16 protein-coding genes are annotated in these 18,194 nt (G+C 33.1%); 9 read left to right on the top strand and 7 right to left on the bottom strand.

Annotation, left to right across the window (positions count from 1 at the left end; all coding sequences use genetic code 11):
* Window positions 1–956: 956 nt before the first annotated feature.
* Both ACFX40_RS25725 and ACFX40_RS25720 read left to right on the top strand, forming a co-directional pair.
* Entirely contained in the window at window positions 957–2,297 is a 1,341-nt protein-coding gene (locus ACFX40_RS25725; protein WP_377257142.1) for an FAD-binding oxidoreductase, read from the top strand.
* A 372-nt stretch (window positions 2,298–2,669) separates the two neighbouring features.
* Window positions 2,670–2,957 carry a hypothetical protein gene (locus ACFX40_RS25720; protein WP_367077609.1) on the top strand — a complete coding sequence of 96 codons (288 nt, stop codon included), beginning with the start codon at window positions 2,670–2,672 and terminating at the stop codon, window positions 2,955–2,957.
* A gap of 128 nt (window positions 2,958–3,085) precedes the next feature.
* On the opposite strand, the gene hepT is transcribed toward ACFX40_RS25720, so the two are convergent.
* From hepT to ACFX40_RS25705, 3 genes are all read right to left on the bottom strand, one after another.
* Window positions 3,086–3,397 (bottom strand): type VII toxin-antitoxin system HepT family RNase toxin, encoded by a 312-nt coding sequence (gene hepT, locus ACFX40_RS25715; protein WP_367077650.1) that lies wholly within the window; start codon window positions 3,395–3,397, stop codon window positions 3,086–3,088.
* An 82-nt stretch (window positions 3,398–3,479) separates the two neighbouring features.
* Window positions 3,480–3,719, bottom strand: a complete 240-nt coding sequence (locus ACFX40_RS25710) for a hypothetical protein (protein ID WP_377257139.1) — start codon at window positions 3,717–3,719, stop codon at window positions 3,480–3,482.
* Between the two features lie 17 nt (window positions 3,720–3,736).
* Entirely contained in the window at window positions 3,737–3,808 is a 72-nt protein-coding gene (locus ACFX40_RS25705; RefSeq protein WP_377257151.1) for a hypothetical protein, read from the bottom strand.
* A 411-nt stretch (window positions 3,809–4,219) separates the two neighbouring features.
* Between ACFX40_RS25705 and ACFX40_RS25700 the strand changes: the two genes are divergently transcribed.
* Together ACFX40_RS25700 and ACFX40_RS25695 are read left to right on the top strand one after the other, a co-directional pair.
* On the top strand, window positions 4,220–5,401 hold the full coding sequence (locus tag ACFX40_RS25700; RefSeq protein WP_377257136.1) for an Alp7A family actin-like protein: 1,182 nt from the start codon (window positions 4,220–4,222) through the stop codon (window positions 5,399–5,401).
* 17 nt (window positions 5,402–5,418) lie between these two features.
* A complete protein-coding gene (locus ACFX40_RS25695; protein WP_377257134.1) occupies window positions 5,419–5,793 on the top strand; it encodes a hypothetical protein in 375 nt (124 codons plus the stop codon).
* 505 nt (window positions 5,794–6,298) lie between these two features.
* Here ACFX40_RS25695 and yjcZ read toward each other — a convergent pair.
* A complete protein-coding gene (gene yjcZ / locus ACFX40_RS25690) occupies window positions 6,299–6,412 on the bottom strand; it encodes a sporulation protein YjcZ (RefSeq protein ID WP_377257131.1) in 114 nt (37 codons plus the stop codon).
* 764 nt (window positions 6,413–7,176) lie between these two features.
* On the opposite strand from yjcZ, the gene ACFX40_RS25685 reads away from it, so the two are divergent.
* Window positions 7,177–7,641, top strand: coding sequence for a spore coat protein (locus tag ACFX40_RS25685; RefSeq protein WP_377257128.1), 465 nt, complete (start codon window positions 7,177–7,179; stop codon window positions 7,639–7,641).
* A 679-nt stretch (window positions 7,642–8,320) separates the two neighbouring features.
* Here the strand turns inward: ACFX40_RS25685 and ACFX40_RS25680 are convergent.
* Window positions 8,321–9,214 carry a transcriptional regulator gene (locus ACFX40_RS25680; protein WP_377257125.1) on the bottom strand — a complete coding sequence of 298 codons (894 nt, stop codon included), beginning with the start codon at window positions 9,212–9,214 and terminating at the stop codon, window positions 8,321–8,323.
* Between the two features lie 993 nt (window positions 9,215–10,207).
* Between ACFX40_RS25680 and ACFX40_RS25675 the strand changes: the two genes are divergently transcribed.
* The 3 genes from ACFX40_RS25675 (at window position 10,208) to ACFX40_RS25665 (ending at window position 14,330) form a co-directional block, all read left to right on the top strand.
* The gene (locus ACFX40_RS25675; RefSeq protein WP_162213352.1) at window positions 10,208–11,596 is read left to right on the top strand and encodes a replication initiation protein; all 1,389 of its coding nucleotides are present in this window, start codon (window positions 10,208–10,210) and stop codon (window positions 11,594–11,596) included.
* 164 nt (window positions 11,597–11,760) lie between these two features.
* Window positions 11,761–12,693, top strand: coding sequence for a tyrosine-type recombinase/integrase (locus tag ACFX40_RS25670; protein ID WP_377257122.1), 933 nt, complete (start codon window positions 11,761–11,763; stop codon window positions 12,691–12,693).
* A 1,061-nt stretch (window positions 12,694–13,754) separates the two neighbouring features.
* Window positions 13,755–14,330, top strand: a complete 576-nt coding sequence (locus tag ACFX40_RS25665) for a MerR family transcriptional regulator (RefSeq protein WP_195695408.1) — start codon at window positions 13,755–13,757, stop codon at window positions 14,328–14,330.
* Between the two features lie 128 nt (window positions 14,331–14,458).
* On the opposite strand, the gene ACFX40_RS25660 is transcribed toward ACFX40_RS25665, so the two are convergent.
* Window positions 14,459–15,163 carry a hypothetical protein gene (locus ACFX40_RS25660; RefSeq protein WP_377257119.1) on the bottom strand — a complete coding sequence of 235 codons (705 nt, stop codon included), beginning with the start codon at window positions 15,161–15,163 and terminating at the stop codon, window positions 14,459–14,461.
* Between the two features lie 53 nt (window positions 15,164–15,216).
* Window positions 15,217–15,897 carry a hypothetical protein gene (locus ACFX40_RS25655; protein WP_377257116.1) on the bottom strand — a complete coding sequence of 227 codons (681 nt, stop codon included), beginning with the start codon at window positions 15,895–15,897 and terminating at the stop codon, window positions 15,217–15,219.
* Window positions 15,898–16,270: 373 nt separating this feature from the next.
* On the opposite strand from ACFX40_RS25655, the gene galE reads away from it, so the two are divergent.
* Window positions 16,271–17,284, top strand: a complete 1,014-nt coding sequence (galE, locus tag ACFX40_RS25650) for a UDP-glucose 4-epimerase GalE (protein WP_377257113.1) — start codon at window positions 16,271–16,273, stop codon at window positions 17,282–17,284.
* Window positions 17,285–18,194 lie beyond the last annotated feature (910 nt).

Genomic DNA, 18,194 nt, shown 5'->3' with positions numbered 1-18,194 from the left:
TGTTTGACTTGCTCAATTTAAAAAATAAAAATTAACGTTGACGTTTGTCGCTTTGTTCAGTTTTCAAAGTTCAACCGTCGCTCTTAAGCGACTTTACTATCTTATCAAGTTATCAACATAATGTCAACAACTTTTTTCATCATCAACATCGTCTCTTTTAACGACGCTTTATTACTCTAATCTACTTTAATTTAAAAATCAATAGTTTTTTTATTTTTTTAAAAAAATATTCCTCAACAAACAAATCTACTTAGGTACAATACTTGTCTTAATGAAAGTTATATTTGGATTATACAGTTTAGAATATAACTTAAAATCAGCACTTTAATGGAATAGTGTTCCATAGTTTGACCGAACTAACGAAGATACCCCTACCCTATCGGCATAACATATGATAAAACAAGAAAAAAAGCAAAAAGAATAATCTTTTTGCTCTGAATGAATTATTACCCTATATAAAACGAAAGCAATTAGTATTTAGAAGTACAAGGTATATTAGGTATACAATGCGGAACATCAGGTATACATCTTGGTATATTAGGCACACAACTTGGCACTTCGGGTATACAGTGCGGTATTTTAGGCATACAATGCGGAACATCAGGTATACATCTTGGTATCATTTTTGTCCCTCTTTTCAATATTCATTTACATATTATATGTATAAACCTAAGGACAAGCTTGTACACTTGTCCAATATACGGAAATTTCTTTCAACCTCAATATATTAGGGCAGATAGAAATAAATTGAATGTAATTTCCTTTTATCTTGATCTATACTCTTTCTAATAACAAAAATTTCTTTTCAAAAACATATTACAAACACTGCCTTTACTCTCTTTAATATCCTTGGCATATATTTTTGAGTTACTAGATAACCTACCCAAGAGTTTGTCCAATTTCCACATATACTAATACTAATATTGGAAATCTAATGTTCATTAGGAGTGAAGTATATGTCAACACATTTAACAGGACGAGTCATCTTCAAAGGGGACCCTGGCTATAAGGAAGCAATTAAGAATTGGAACCCTTATGTTGATGTCTGCCCTCTTGTCTTTGTTTTTGCACAAAATTCATACGATGTCAGTAATGCTATTAAATGGGCTCAAGAGAATAAAGTGCCTTTACGTGTCAGAAGTGGCCGTCATGCTTTGGATAAGAACCTTTCAGTAGTAAGTGGAGGAATTGTTATTGATGTAAGCGACATGAATAAAGTTTGCCTTGATAAAAAAGCTGAGATTGCAACAGTTCAAACAGGCATTCATGTGGGTCCACTTGTAAAGATGTTAGCTCAAGAAGGCTTTATGGCTCCTTTTGGAGATAGCCCTACCGTTGGAATTGGAGGAATTACAATGGGAGGAGGATTTGGAGTACTCTCACGATCAATTGGCCTTATAAGCGATAACCTTCTTGCATTGGAAACCGTAGATGCAAAAGGCAAGATTCTTCAAGCAAATCAATCTTGTAATGAGGACTTATTTTGGGCTTCTAGAGGGGGCGGGGGCGGGAACTTTGGATATAATACCGAATACACGTTTAAAGTTCATCGTGCCCCTAAAACTGCAACCGTCTTCAATATTATTTGGCCATGGGAGCAATTAGAAACGGTATTTAAAGCTTGGCAAAAATGGGCACCGTTTGTAGACGAACGTTTAGGGTGCATACTTGAGATTTACAGCAAAGTAAATGGTTTGTGTCATGCAGAAGGAATTTTCCTCGGTTCAAAAAAAGAGCTGATTAAATTGTTAAAGCCTTTACTAAGTGCTGGAACTCCAACACAAAAAGTTATAGAAACATTATGCTATCCAGATGCTATAGACTTCTTAGATCCCGATGAGCCAATCCCTGGTAGATCCGATCAGAATGTTAAATTCTCCTCGGCTTGGGGACTTGATCAATGGTCGGAAGAGCCTATTTCAATCATGAAGAAATTTTTAGAAGAAGCTACTGGCACAGAAGCTAATTTCTTTTTTATAAATTGGGGTGGTGCTCTAAGCAGAGTACCAAGTAATGAAACAGCATTCTTTTGGCGCCGTCCATTATTTTATACGGAATGGACGGCTAGTTGGGAAAATAAATCACAAGAAGCTTCCAACCTTGCATCAGTTGAAAAAGTACGTCAGCTGATGAAACCATATGTAAAAGGTTCTTATGTTAATGTTCCAGACCAAAACATTGAAAAGTTTGGAAAAGCATACTACGGCTCAAACTTCGCAAGGCTTCGAGAAATAAAGGCAAAATATGATCCTGATAATTTATTTCGTTTTCCACAAAGCATCCCACCCTCTTGTTAATCATTCAAAATTTAAACAAACAGCCCTTCTTACAGCTGAACGCTTGATTTAGCTCGATATAGAAAGAACTATTATTCTCAATAGTTCTTTCTATATTTAAAGTATATGTAATATATGAAGTTAGTTAAGAAAATGGCTCTTATATCGTACATAAAAACTTTTGTACTTTAAAAAGAAACAAGCTTTATTGTTACATATAACTTCTAAACCATTTTGATCTCGCAATAGCCGAAATAATAAGAAACTCTTTTTACTAAATATAGGCTTTTTCATATTGCAGCTTGTCTATCTCTGAATACACTGTAATGATGAATTAATTTGATTACGCCTTCTAATTAATTCATTATAAAAAAAGGGGTGATTAAAATAGAAATGTATACTTCTCACCACAATAAAAAACCTGATTGCAGACAAAAAAAGAAAAAGAAAAAAAGAGAAAAACACTGCACTCACATTAACATTTATATTTACAACCACGCCGAAACTGGAGGACAAATTAGTGGTAATCATAGTCAAAATGCCAATCAGGGTGGACAGATTGCTAAACAAGGTGGACAAAACGCAAATCAAGACGGTGTAATTGTTAAAGAATGTGGAAGAAACAACAAAAGAGATAAAGTGAAAAAATTCAATTTAGAAGATAAAATGAAGAAAAAATAATTATAATAATCTAACAATAAATTATAGAATTTTTCTAAACTTAAGGGGATTAAAATAGAACTTCCAATTATAAGGAAGTTCTATCTTTATGTATATAATCACCTATTAAAATTTATTTTTGAATAAACTCAATAACCAAGAATTTGCTTTGCATACCTAGTAAAATTACTTAAATGTTTGTCCAAAATTTGTTGAAGAATATCTTGATTAATGGCTTGATAATCGTGAACAGCAATATTTCGAAAACCTACCATAGCTTTCATTCTATACGCAATTTCGCTTGTAATAATAGATTGTGACTCCAGCATATCAAAAGCCTCACTACTCGTTTGTGGAAGACCTAAACATTCTTCGGCTACAATATGCATCGCTAAATCAATACAAGCTTCGCATGCACGTTGTATGTTTAAAATAATAGAGTTCTGTTTTGTGTAATCCAGTAGGTTTTGTGGATTTTATTGATACACATCTAAGATAAGCTTATTACACCTTTCAATAACACTTATTTTATTTAAAATGACATCATTTCTCATAAATACTTCCACTCTCGTCTACTTTACGTAAGACACCTTTTCGTTCTTCATTTAATTTTGCATACATCTTTAAAGCCTTCATTTGCTCATTCATACGCAGTGTGTCATCCTCTGAATAAATAACAGTGCCAGTCGTATAAATTTGAGCTTGAAAAACGGTCGAAGTTTCCGCAATATTAACTAAATTCACTTCCCTCTTTAACAAGACAGCTAATTCTTGTGCAAGCATAAAAATTTCATATTTATCTATTTTTTATTCTTTGTATAAAAACCAATATCAATGTCACTTTCTCGATGGTTAATTCCTTTTGCAAACAATCCAAATACAATGATAAAAGAAGGTTATATGTGAGTGTGTAAAAACTTCGTAACGGTTTGAATGATCGTACGATCCATAAAACCCCTCCTTTGCTTACCCCTATTGTAGCAAATTTTATTTCTCTAGATAAGAATAGGTTGCATACTTTCTTTTTAGACAGATGAAAGTACTTAATGTGGTGGTGATGTAGTTCGCTTACATTATAGGCGACTTATTACCTTCTTATTCTCAACACCCATTTCCTTCTCTCTTTCTTTTTCACTTTACAATAAGTTCAACTAAATAAATATTATTGTTGATATTTGCAAGTTTTTGATGATAAATAAGTTCAACTAGAAGATTGAACAACCTTTTTTCTTTGTGTATAATTAGTTCAACAGAAGTTCAACTAAAAAAAGAGGTGTATAGAGATGAAAATTTCACGTTTTAATAAAGACTGTGGGAACTCAGTCGATATGAATATTATGGATGGGTACCTATTTGATTTTCCAACCAACGTAGTAGAACTCCAAAAAGAAGCTGCTGATTCATTCTTTACAGATGCGGTGACAGCACCAGAGGAATTTAAAAAGCGTATCTTACTGTCTACAACCATTGGAGAGGAAGAAAAAGAACGTTATTTCTTAGTTGGTGACATTGCCGCAAGCCAACAATTAGCAAACAATCACATCAATCGTTTACATAATAAAATTACAAGTCATATTCCATACGTGACATTTTTAGCTGCCATTGCGTATTACCATGCGTTGCATGCAAAAGATCAAAAGGACAACAACATCGAGATTGACTATTTCTCTACGATGTTACCAATCTGGTTACTAAAAAAAGAAAGCACATTTGGTGAAGCACAAAAAGCAATGGCAACTCGCTTCTTAGATGACCATACTTTCCGCATTCATACACCAGGGTTCGAAAAAGAAATAAAGGTCTCTGTAGAAGAAAGTGTATGTTTAAAAGAAGGTGAAATTGCACGCTTTGCGTTAAAGAAAGACCTAACACTTCAAGACCGTGAAGATGCCAATGAATATGTGGAATGTGAAACTGTGATGGTCGATATAGGTGGAGGATCTATTGATGTTGTAATCTTACCTGAAGGATTGAAGGCTGCGAACAGTCGTGAATCATTCCAAAGTATCGAAGGTATTCCATATTTAGCACATATCGATAAGTTAAGAAAAGAAAAATTCCCAGAGTTGTTTACCGATTTACGCGCTTTTGATCAATTTATTTTAGATAACTACAGCAAACAAAAGTTTGAATTAAAAAATGAAAACACAGGCGAATCCATTGATTTGACAGCTCAAATCAAATCTTCTCTAAGGGATTACGTAGAGATTTTACTAGCCAAGTTAAATGATGTGGCTCCACCACCTGCCAATAAAATCCGAAAATATGTATATAGTGGCGGTGTCGCTCCTACACTAGAAGTAGCCATTATGAATAGCATGAACGAAAAAATTGGCGAAGAACGTACAGAGAAATATCATAAAGTACCAGAAGATAGTCGTCACTTGAATTTATTCGGCTTAGAGATTCGAAGCATTGGTTACCTTCAAAAGAAACAAACCGAGAAGAGAGCCGTTAAATCCTAACAACGTAGGTGATAACCATGTCAGAGCGTCAGAACGCCTTTACAATTAAAACTAATCAGTTGAGTGATGAAGTCTATGGCATACTTGCAAAATATGCAAAGTCTCGAAAATTAGGGGACTATATTTCATCTTTAATTGTTCGAGACCTTCACCGTGCATCTACCAACCAAGTAGAACCAGGGCATAGAACAGAAGAACTTCTTAAACATATCAATTCAGAATTGAAAGAATTAAAACAATTAGCTAAGGCTAACGGTTTTGTAGGTAAACAAGAAGATTTAGAAGAGAAGCCTTCAGAAATTCAAACCTTAAAAGAAGGTCAGATTGCAGATTTAGAACAGGTATCTGGGTCTTTAGACGACGATGATCTCGAAGAATATAGCGATTTTTAAAAGACTCAGTCGCTAGGTGTACTAATACGTGAATTCTTTTATGTATTATGTTGGGTCTTTTCAATTACAATCTAATTATGCTAGTTCCAGGAAGATAGTACTATTATGTTAATGAGAATCCTCAGACATGATGGGCGCAAATTGGTGCTAGCTACCACTTCTCTGATGACAATGGAGCTTTTACGGGGTGGGCATGGTACCAAGGAGACTTGATACTATTGGAAAGCTGCATGATGGCGATGGAACGGCACTTCATGGGAATCTAGAATACCTCCAGCATAACTGAGGTAACTTTTGAGCAAACTACTCAAGATGCCGGGAGGTATCTTTGTATAAAGTCGTTAAATAGAAAAACCAACCTTTAGGGACTTAAAGGTTGGTTTTTCTGTTCTTCTAGTTGTATATCATATGCAACCCTAATTACCATAATGGATTTTATCAGCAATTGCTATGTATAAACAAGAAAAACAAATAAAAAAGTTAGCATAAAACTAACTTTTAATTATTAACAATCTCCAGCAAAGCCACAAAAATAAGAAGCGCCAATAATGATTAATAAAATAACCAATACAATGACAATAGCCCAAGCAATTTTAGTATCTAGGCCTATAATAATCAATGTAAAATCATTATAAATTTAAAGAGGGGTATAGCTGTGAAAAAAGCAAAAAAATCGTCAGAAAACAAAAAATGCAGATTAAAAGTAATATCAAATAGTTCATGTAAATTACCCAAAAGACCGTAAGTCTTACCTTAAAGAACAGAAAACATCATCTTAGCCAGTAGTTTTTTTCTGCTCTTTTCAGTCGTGTACCATATACGACCCTAGTTACGTCGGGTAAGTTTGGGGCATGATTGCCCCTGCTCCCCTAAGAACCGTGCGAGTCCCTTTCGAGATAACTGTATTCCCTTTCTTGCGTATCCTTTACCCTCTGCCATATCGTTTGAGCTTACGATTTCCCTACTGCACATCCAAATGACAAAGGGCTTACCAAGTTCCACAGCTTATATCTACGACAAGATTAGGTGGGTTCTTTACTGCGGGCAAGATATGGGACGTGTCACAGCAGCATTATGAGCCTGCATCCCCTCTTGCCAATACCCAAACAAATTTGTGAACTATCTTGATCTAATCCTCACGAAGCTTACAAATCTTCACTTTCGTTCACCATACTAATCTTCTCCTATAAATGTTCTGAGTCGTACACCAACTCTTTGTTTCCGTCTAAACTAGTGGAATGAACCACACTATATAAATACGATTTCTTGTCACAACATGATGTGGAATATAGGAAATAATTTCAATACCATTGGACAAGCATACAAGCATTTTTGAAAATTTTTCATATTAATAAAATATCACTATACAAAGGAGGTTAAACTTTGGGCTCTTCTAAAAAAGAACGTTGCCGCCGTTGTTCTCACAAATGCTCTAATCATTGTTGTTGTCTACCTTCAAAGCATTCCAGAAAAAAAGATAATAACATCGATGCGCTTATCAGATTCGACGAAAACCAAGTAATTACCGGAAATCAATTTTCCGATGCAATAGTTTTCGTGAAAAATTCTTGCAATGTTGATGTTAACTTAACGGATAGACAGACGATAATAATTTTTCAAACATTTATACAGTTGTTAGCGATCTTTTTATTATTAATAGGTTTAGATACCAATTCAATTAAACTGTTTATACAGGAAGTTACTCAAATTGTAAAAGTAATACAGTCTAGCCGCCAAAAAGTTATTATTAAAAACAGTAGCCATGTTAATGTAACTGCAACTAATACTGACACCGTTATTTTTATACAGACCTTTTTGCAAGCTTTGGCAGTTTTATTAATTGCCTAACGATATTTGTGAATTCCCCTCACTTATTAACCTTAAGGATTAATGAAATAGGAACTTCTTGGGTAATCGTCGCTTTTGATAGATGGAAAAATAGACCAAGCTAACCCCCTTCATTCCAAGAGTTTACATCTTTTTTTTCGTATCAGGTACTTGCTAATATGCGTATGCCTTCATTTTCGACATTGATGGCTGAATCATAATTTTTATCTAGATCGAGATGATATATATCGGTAGGTAGGTTCTGATAATAGTATTTCTTTCACCAAAATATAACATGGACAAGTTTTTGTAGACGGAAAGCATGTATCTACGTTGACGAGTTATTTCCCGTGTTCTTTTAATTTATAGTTTCAAACAATAGCAAGCATTCCTAATCCCTTGTCAGCAACACGCTTTCCGAGTGTATATACTTGTGAGAGCCTTGTTATATCTAAATCTGGAATTTCTAAATAGGTAATTCTAGATTTTCAATTTTTTAGATAGCATAATTTGAATACAGAACGAATTAAAGAAGTTCTGTATTAATTATTCATTTTCCCTTGGCCGCCAAAAATCTCCACTTTTCTCACCTGTATGAATTTAAAATGTTTTTGATAAAGCAAAATTTCTAATGCGGCCAAGCTTAACCATCTCATATAAGATCATAAAGTTTATAAATACTTGAAGTTTCAAAAAAGAATTATGCTTCTAAAAAGTTATAAAATAGTGCACTATTAGAAGTTTGCTGAACTTCTCTTCTACGTTCCACTGCAAATAAACCTCTAAGTGTTCCATAAAAATACGCTCTAAAAGTGTTCTTTATCCGCTTTTTCTTATAAGCAAAAACTGTCTCCTTAAATGCTTGAATAGCCACAAATTCTAGGTGTTCTAAAGGTTGATTAAGATCACTTATTCTATAAGCTAATCGCACTTTCCCCCATAATTCATAAATATCGTCTGCGTAAGGAAAAAAAGGTCTTACAGCATCTTTAAAAGCTGTTGGAATAAAAGACGGTACATAATCCGATGAGAGTTTATAATTAACATTATTACGTATGTATTTATTTAAATCTTTTAAAGATAAATTATAGGTAGACTGTTTTTTTGTATCTTTATTCTTACTCTCCCAAGCGTTCTCATTATTTTCTGTTTTAACATCTGCTTCAACATTAGACTCTAAATCAAGCTGTAAATACTTAACCCAATAACTAAAATAAGGGTGATTTACAAATAAGTGCACTGGGTTCCCTTTTCCATTGTTACGAGGACAGCGACGATAAACTGTAACAATTTGTCCTTGTTTTCGTAATTCTTTTAAATGACGATCGATTGTGCCTTTTGACTTTTCGTAGGTTTTACCTAAGTATGTACTGCCTGGGAAGCAAAATCCTTTTTCTGCAGCAAACCAACAAAGACGGTCTAAAGCTTTTCTAGTTCCTTCATGGAGACGATAAAATTTCTCTCCATAAAGGTTGATAATTTCTTTAAGTAATTTTCGTTTCATTGATTGATGTTGAGAACGGTTTTCTATAAAACTCTGATAACTTTTCATATAATCAAATTCTTCTGTCGTAAGCATACGCGTAGTAGCCATTAGTCTATCCTCTCCTTTTCAGGAACAAAAAAAAGACATCGCATCCCAGAAAATAGGAAAACGATGTCGGATTTTTTGACAGACTACGCCCTTGAAATAAATCTAATTATCCGATAAAATAAAGGCGTAATTAAATTTATGTATTAGGACTTCGACAGGTGTTTTCCCTAGTTGGTTTAGGGTTAACGGTGTAAGGGTGTTGGCGCACCACTTGCACACGTTGGAGTCTTTTTATATTCCGCACTGTTTTGGTGACTCTATTATACCGTCTATTAATCTTATAATTCAATAAGAATTCGTGAACTCCTCATAAAACCTCCGTATTTTACTTTACATATGATTAAAAATTTCTTCGCTGGGATATACTGCTAATATTCTAAAAACCTCACTACAAATGGATTCCTTTACTTAATTATTAATCTTTAAAGTTATAAAGTAAAAAAACAGCTACTCTCTTATGTTGTTTTACTGTTTTATATATTGTTTTATATATTTGTTTTATTGTTTTATTGTTTTAGAGAGCCCATAGACACTGATATTACAATGTTTATAAGCCTAAACTATCACTAATTTTGCGCGAACTATCACTAATTTTGCGCGAACTATCACTAATTTTGCGTGAAACTATCACTAATTTTGCGCGAAACTATCACTAATTTTGCGCGAACTATCACTAATTTTGCGTGGAAAATGCAAATATGGCTTAAGTATCACTAATTTTGCGTGGACAATCTAGATGTGCTTTAAGTATCACTAATTTTGCGTTGAAAATGCAGACATGCCTCAACTATCACCAATTTTGCGTGTTAAAATGAAGATTGAGTTTAATAAATCAAGAATGAGTAAGGTTTCTAAAGTTAACAAACCTCATGAAGTATCACTAATTTTGCGTGATATTTAATTTCTAAGGACAGGTTGCTATTTAACATGCAATTTACACAGTATCACTTTTATGATATTTTAGTGATAGTTTAGAAAAATATGGGGGATTTTATGAAGAAAACGACTGTCGTTCAACCATATGATCTGGAAAGTATAAATATAAAAAATTGGGTAACTAAATCAAACATCCTCATTGAGAGTACATATAAATTGTCTTTACAAGAGCAAAGAATTCTTTTAATCATGGCATCTAAAGTGCAGCCTAATGATGAAACGTTGAAGACCTATAGATTTCGAGCTAAAGACTTTATCGAAATCGTAGGCAATAAGAAAGGAACAGGTTTTTACTCTTACTTAAAAGAAATAGTGAATGGCCTTCAAACAAAAATTCTTACGATAAAAGAAAAAGGCAGACAAAGAAATTACAACTGGGTAATTACGTCTATTTATGAAGAAAACGAAGGATACATAACATTACAATTTCATCCTAGCTTAAAGTATCTGTTTTTAGAGCTTAAGGAAAAATTCACATCGTATCAATTAGAGAATGTAGTGAGACTCAATTCGGTCTATTCCATTCGTATTTATGAGCTGCTTAAGCAATATGAGCGTCTGCGAAAAAGGGAACTGACTCTTGAAGAATTACGTCATTTTTTAGCTATTGAACCTACTAAGTATAAACAGTATGGCCATTTTAAAAGTAAAGTATTAGCAGTAGCTCAAAAAGAAATTAATAATAAAACGGATATCCACTTTGAATTCGTAGAAATAAAAACCGGTAGAAAAGTAACATCCATAGAATTTATCATTACTAGTTCACCCGCGTTGAATGATGCTAGCGCTACTAAAGAGAAAAAACTAGAATTAAATCAACACTTAGTGGAGTTAGAAAATCACGAAAACATTATTCAGAACGATTTAGTGGACTTAGGAGTTAAACCGGAAAAAATAGAGTGGCTTTTATCAGAATTTACAAAAGAACACCTAGAAAGAAATATTAGATATACACAAGATCGTTTGATTACTGGAGATGTTACTCATCCTCATTCCTACGTAGTAAAAGCGATTCAAAAAGATTACGCCAAGCTCTCACAGGAATCAAAGCTTATTAATTCTAAAAAGACTGCAAAAAAAGAATTAGTTCCAGATTTTATAGCCCAAGATAGAGATAAACAACAACTCCTTAAAGATGCTACATTAAAGGAAAAGCAAGAATCATTTTTAAAAGAAATTGGAACTCAAATGGAATTTGAAGAAAAGCTCCTGCAGTTTCAAGAATTAAAAAAAATGCTGATTTTAAGTTCAGATCAACCCACTCAAGAAGAAGTAAAAAAAGCTAAAGAAGCCGGCTTACAAGAAGTCATTCGAAATATGAAAGAAGACTTCAAAAACCATGAAAAATTGGGTCTAGAGCCAAGACTTGTTAAGGATTTTAAAAATAAAGAGTTAAAAAAGATTTATAAAGATTTTTTACAAAGTAAAGTTTTAAATAGAAATTAAATATGGAAAAAACGTGTAAAGACTGGGTCTTTACACGTTTTTTCACAAAGATAGGTAAATTTAATATACAGAACGCAATTAGAACACTTTTAGTAAGCTTGTTTATTATTTTTTTGTTACAATAATAGTATATTAAATTCACCTAAAGATCGGATGTGTCTTATTTGGATGACTTTATTTTGCTTCGGGATTTCCTGTCTCACTTAGTCGATTCTAAAAAGAAACCTTCTACAATCTCAATGTATAAGCATGATCTAAAACAGTTTTTTGAATGGTTAAATCGTTATCACCCTAATATACCTTCAGAAACTTTGCCAGGAGGCAAGAAATATTACGAATCATACTTTACCTATCTAAAAGAAAAAAACTTGTCAGAAGCTAATCTGAGACGTGTAGCATCACATTTAAACGGATTGTTGAAATATTATAACCTCACAAATGATATTGGTCTTTTACAAGCAACAACAAAAAAACAACGAGAATTAACTGATACTGATTTTATAACTCAATCTGATACTTTGATTCTTTTAGATTCAGTTATAAGTGACGAACATTTAAGTGATATTCAGTTACAGATACATAAATATATAGGACCTCGTAATCATTCTATATTCATCCTGCTGCTCCGTTACGGTCTTACCATTAATGAAGTTGTATCTTTAACTATAAAAGACATTAACTTTGCACAGAATACATTAACGATTGACAATAATAAAACAAAACGCACCTTGGAGCTTTCTAAACATGACAAGAAAATCATATATAATTACTTATCAACGATCCCTTTGTTATTTAGACCTAGGGATTATACAAATGATCCGTTATTTATTTCTTTTCACCCTCAAAAAATGGTTTATTGGTATGATTACAGTTTAAGTAAACCTAAAAGGATTAGTGTAATTGGTACAAAACGTATGATTGAAAGAGAAGTTAAACGTTCTGGCATAAAAGCGATCGTAAGATCTACTCACTTTCGAAACAGCTGTATACTAAAGAAAATTCATGAGGGATATTCCAACGAACACATTATTTACTACTTTGGATTGTCTAGCCGCCATGCTTTATATCGGTTTAAGCGATATCTAAAAACAAAATGAAAAACTTTCTTGAAATTAAGTTAAACTTATTTCCTACTTAAATACCTTTATATCAGTATTTTCACCTTATAGGTTGAACTTAAATCCATTTTTATTTTAGTTCTTTTTAGAAAAAACGTGAAGTTGAACTTTAGTTAAACTTCACGGTTCACATTTTTGGAATTCACCTATTTTAAAAAGTCAAATGTCATGGCAATAGTTTTTTCATGTATTATAAATCTATAGTTTAACGGTCATACCTCAATTGTATAAGAACGGATTTCTCGTAAAATTATCTAGAATTTAATTAGATTTATTATTCTTGATTAAAATCTAGCAGAAGTTCACTCTAGATTCTTTAAAAATGCTTTATTATCAATGTTCATTATATTCTAGCTTTCATTATAAGGTTTAAATAACTTAGAAAAAATTAATGTTAGTTTCACACTAATAAAATACTTCTATAAGAATTGCATAAATAAAAAAAGAAATTTCATTAAATCACTACAATAGATTGAAAAAGGAAGGAATATAACGCTTACATTCTTTTGTAAAGAATACTTAATATGGTATACATGAATCTTGAATTAAAGCTAGAGAAAGTACATTCTAGATTCTTCTAAAACCGTTTTATATCAAACTCTATAAGCATTCTAGTTTTTTGAATTTCGGAAAAGGGAAAGATGTGAATTTTTATTACCAAAGATATTTCTTAACTCATGAAAAACATTTTTTAGAAACATTCGGTAAAATGAAAATTTAATTAAGGAAGAGCAAGCGTTAACTCTTAAATTAATTTTTTGAATCACCTATATAATTTATCTACGATTAAAATAAATGGTTTTACTCTTGTAAAGTTCATGTTTTCATTTAGAATTGAAAAGGAAGAATAAGAAGTTGAGTGAAACAAAAGAAAAAATGTACATAGAAAACAGGAATATAAAGTAATTAATAGAATTTTACTAGAAATGTAAAGCTTGAATAATATCTCGTACAACTACATTCTAGAATCGCTGTTAACATTGATATATCAACTTGAAAGTTTATCTAGATTTTTATATAGAAAGGAGAATCCTAGAAAAATGCTTGAAAAAAATGAGAATGAAGTAGTTTATACTTTGAAAGACACAGTAAAGCTAACTGGATTAAGTGTGGATCTTATTCGCTTATATGAAAAAGAGTTCAACCTCCAAATTCAACGCACAGAAGGCGGACATAGAAGGTATAACAAACAAAACATTGATTTATTAACCGAAATAAAAAAAAGAATTCAAGAACAAAATTGGAGCTATAAGATGATAAATCAATGGCTTCAAGGTGAAATTGTGCCCGAAGCAGTTGAAGTTCAATCAAATCTTGAGAAGAAAGTAGAATCTCTTGAAGAGAAAGTTCAAGAATTGCTTAATCGCTCTGAAAAAGATGAGCAATTTCAACTAGCACTTATCCAACGATTAGATGAACAAGGGAGTCTTATAAAGAAACTTACAGAAAAGCTAGACCATCAAGACAAATATATTGAAAACAACCTAGAAAAACGAGACGAAAAATTGACTAGTGCCATACGTGAAATTAGCGATACAAAAAAACTGATCGCGGCCGCCCAAGAAAATCTAGATTCAAAACCAAAAGGATTCTGGAGTAAGATTTTTGGCGGTTAATATGTAACTTAAACTATGAAAGCAGCAGGATTTTTTGTACATTACAGAAAATCCTGCTGCTTTTCTAATTTATTTTTAGTGATTAAATATTGAATTTCGAAACTTTATAGTTAGTTGCCAGAAAAAATTTATGATTGGTAAACAATTCTATAAGGTCTTGAAGGAGAATTTACAGGTGAGGCAGCTTTTACTAATACAGTTTGTCCATTTGATGGAATCCTATTTTTAAACACATAAACTCTGGTTTCTCCGCCTGGGGCACCACGTCCTCTAGAAGCTTTTCTCGGAACGATATTTCTTTCGTTATTTGGATCAAGTATCCAATGAGAATACCATAGCTGTCGTAGAAACTGTCTATTGGTACTTTGAGGGCGTTCATCAAATATGCAGTGATTAATTTGTCCTGTCCAATATAAATACCGACCATTAGAAATTCTCCATTCGTTACCTGAACGGTATCTAATTCCTACACATTCTCCAGGATAAATAATATTAGGGATATTATAATGGTTAGCCCTTTGGCAATTAGGGTCATTATATCCAGTATAAGGTGTTACCCTTACCATTTGTATCTGGTTTCTTCTAAAATAAAGATATTGTTGAGTTACTTGTCCTGTAGAGCTATCAACAGCCAAATGACTAAGAAGAATGCCATAGTAGGATTGAAGGTTTGTAGTATCTATACGTGTAGTGACAGTTAGCGTATTAGAAGTAGCATTTACAACGCCACCTACCAACCTTCCGTTATGAACACAATATCCATTTCTACATGAAGCGCCACTGCTTGCTCTATATAAAACTCCTACACAAGATCCACGGTTTATTATTGCCAATTGTTTTCACCTCCACTATAAGAAATTTTATGATTTCTTTGAAACTACCATCTCTACATTTCTCTAGGACCATAGCGATACTGCGGTTCTGTTTGGTAATAATATCCACTTCTCACTTGAGCAATCCAATTTTGAAATATCTCTCTCCATTCAACTCGATTAAAGAACTCATCAAGTGGTTTGGTAGAGTCCCATTCTATGATCTGGAATGGAGTGACAGCTGGATTCCATACACCTACGCTATTGACTCCTTTTTCTTTGATGAGCAGGAGAGGTAATCCTCTTTGATAACCCATACTAGGTTCTATCTGTAAAAAAGGAGCGCCTTCCCATGACGGTTGGGGTAGATTTTCTCCTGTATTTGTTTGTGTATAATTAGCAAAAACCTGCTGCATATTGACTGCAATTAATCCATAACTTGAGAGCACCAACCGTCGTACGTTTGTCAATGTTTTTTCAGGATACTGCTCTGTATCGGGTAAAGTACGTGGAAAAAGTAAAACATTCTCAATTTCTCGAATGAGACGTCGGAGAAATCTCGATTGAATAGTATTAAGAGAGGAGGGGTGGCTCAAAAATACAGGTATTCTAAAAGCCATGTCAGCTGCATTATCGATTCCATTTTCCTCTTGTGCCTCCCTATATTCCTTTTGAGAGTTAGGGTAACGCTCATTTAAATAATAATTGCCATCTCTAGAATTGTAGTGGGTGTAATATTTTTTGATTGTAATCATCCTTTCTTCATGAACTCTCTATATTTTATTCATTTTTATAAAAAAGAAATGTGTGCTTGTCCAAGGTCTTTAGTAACATTTTCACTTAGCTTTTTCAGAGTTAATATTAGAGGTTAAAAATTTATAGTTAAAGCAATCCATAATAACGGTTAAATTATCTTGAAAGTGTAGTAAGTTTGTCCAAGCAAAAATACATAATTAAGCATTTAATATACTAGAGAATTCAACGCATAAAAGATAAAGATACACCAGTCTTTTAGAACCTGACATTATAAACAATCAGCACTAATCCTGTTTGTAATAATCTAAGGTTGTTAGGTTTACAAACTCTCTTACAACATACAAAATTAAAGGAGCATACGGAGGAATATCTGTGAGTATATTGGTAACCGGAGGAGCTGGATACATCGGGAGTCACACTTGTCTTGAACTCCTCAATGCCGGCTATGAGATTGTAGTAATAGATAATCTTTCTAATAGCAAACCTGAATCATTGAAACGGGTATCCGAATTAGCTAAAAAAGATTTCAAATTCTACAATGGAGATTTACTTGATGAAAAAACTGTAGAGAAGGTTTTCTCTGAAAATAAGATTGACGCCGTTATTCATTTTGCCGCACTAAAAGCTGTTAATGAATCAATAGAAATTCCCCTTCATTATTATCATAATAACGTCACTGGGACCTTAATTCTTTGTCAAATAATGAAAAAACACAATGTTAAAAAACTGATATTTAGCTCATCTGCAAACGTTTATGGAATACCAAAACATGTACCAGTTACTGAGGATTCTCCATTAGGACCAATAAACCCTTACGGACGAACAAAATTGATTATTGAGGGAATTTTAAGCGACTTATATATTTCAGATCATAATTGGAGTATTAGCCTTTTGAGATACTTCAATCCAATTGGAGCGCATGAAAGCGGAAGGATAGGGGAAGATCCCTCCGCCATTCCAAATAATCTAATGCCCTATATTAATCAAGTTGCGATAGGAAAAAGAGAAAAGGTTAATGTATTCGGCAAAGACTATAATACGCATGATGGGACAGGGATAAGGGATTACATTCATGTTGTAGATTTGGCTAAGGGGCATATAAAAGCTTTGGAGAGAGTTCTTGGAACTACAGGCATTGATGTATTTAACCTCGGAACGGGAGTTGGATATAGTGTAATCGACTTGATTAAGAGTTACGAAAATATAACGTCTCAAAAAATTTCGTATAATTTCACCCACCGGAGAGCTGGAGATATTGATAAATGTTTTGCAGATACGACTAAAGCTAAAGAAATACTAGAATGGCGACCAAGCAAAAATCTCAGCGATATGTGTCGAGACTCCTGGAATTGGCAGAAGAACAACCCCAATGGCTATATAGAATAAAACATTTAATAACTAAAAATATGATTCAAACTATTCTCTGACTCCATTTACAAAATTTGTATTTTGGAGTCATTTTTTTAATTTATACATATCTTAATAAATGTTTTTTAAAAGAGAACAATTTTCTATTAAAGATTAGTTTGTATAAAATCAGGCCTGCTTATGCACGGAATTACTATTATATCCTGTTCTAAATTGTAACGCCTTATTTATTAGCCTAATAAAATATAAGGTTAATTTTTATAAGGAGGTAATACAATGGCTTTTCCCTCAAACAGCCAATTTCAGCCAATATTAATAGGAACCCAACCTATATTTGATATGGTAGGGGACCAATCTCCTGCAGCAACAGACCTTGTAGGCAACACGCAATTTCCTGCAGCATTTTTTGCATATGATGCAACAAATGTTTATTTTAGAATTCGTGTTAATGAGGATCCAAGAAACTCTAAATTAACTGGATTCGCTAATTACGGTTGGGGAGTACTTATTAATACGTCAGGAGATCCCGGTGTTTATGACTGGCTAGCTAACGTTAACGGACTGGATAATACTATAAATTTAATTAAAAACACGACACGGGTTTATAATTCATGGAATGATCCTGCAGAAGGAACAGATGGACGTGGAGCTCCAAATTTTTCGCGTCCAATTGTCAATTTTGATGTAGCCAGAGCTACATTAACCAATGATGGTTCAAATTTTGGTGGAAACCCTGATTATTTTATAGATTTTCAATTCCCCGCTGCAAACTTTTTTTCACTTCTTGGAATTACCGCCTCAACTCCCATTGGGCTAGTCATTTTTTCTTCCGCAAATGCAAATAATTATAATAAAGATTCTTTACAAGCTGGTGAAAACTTCCAATTTGTTCAATCGATAACAAATCCAACTCCCCCAGCAGATGTAG

It is taken from the genome of Priestia sp. YIM B13552 (genome assembly GCF_042787775.1).
GTDB lineage: Bacteria > Bacillota > Bacilli > Bacillales > Bacillaceae_H > Priestia > Priestia megaterium_E.
Note: the sequence above shows the minus strand (reverse complement) of the source record. Positions and strands in the feature narration are given on the sequence as shown.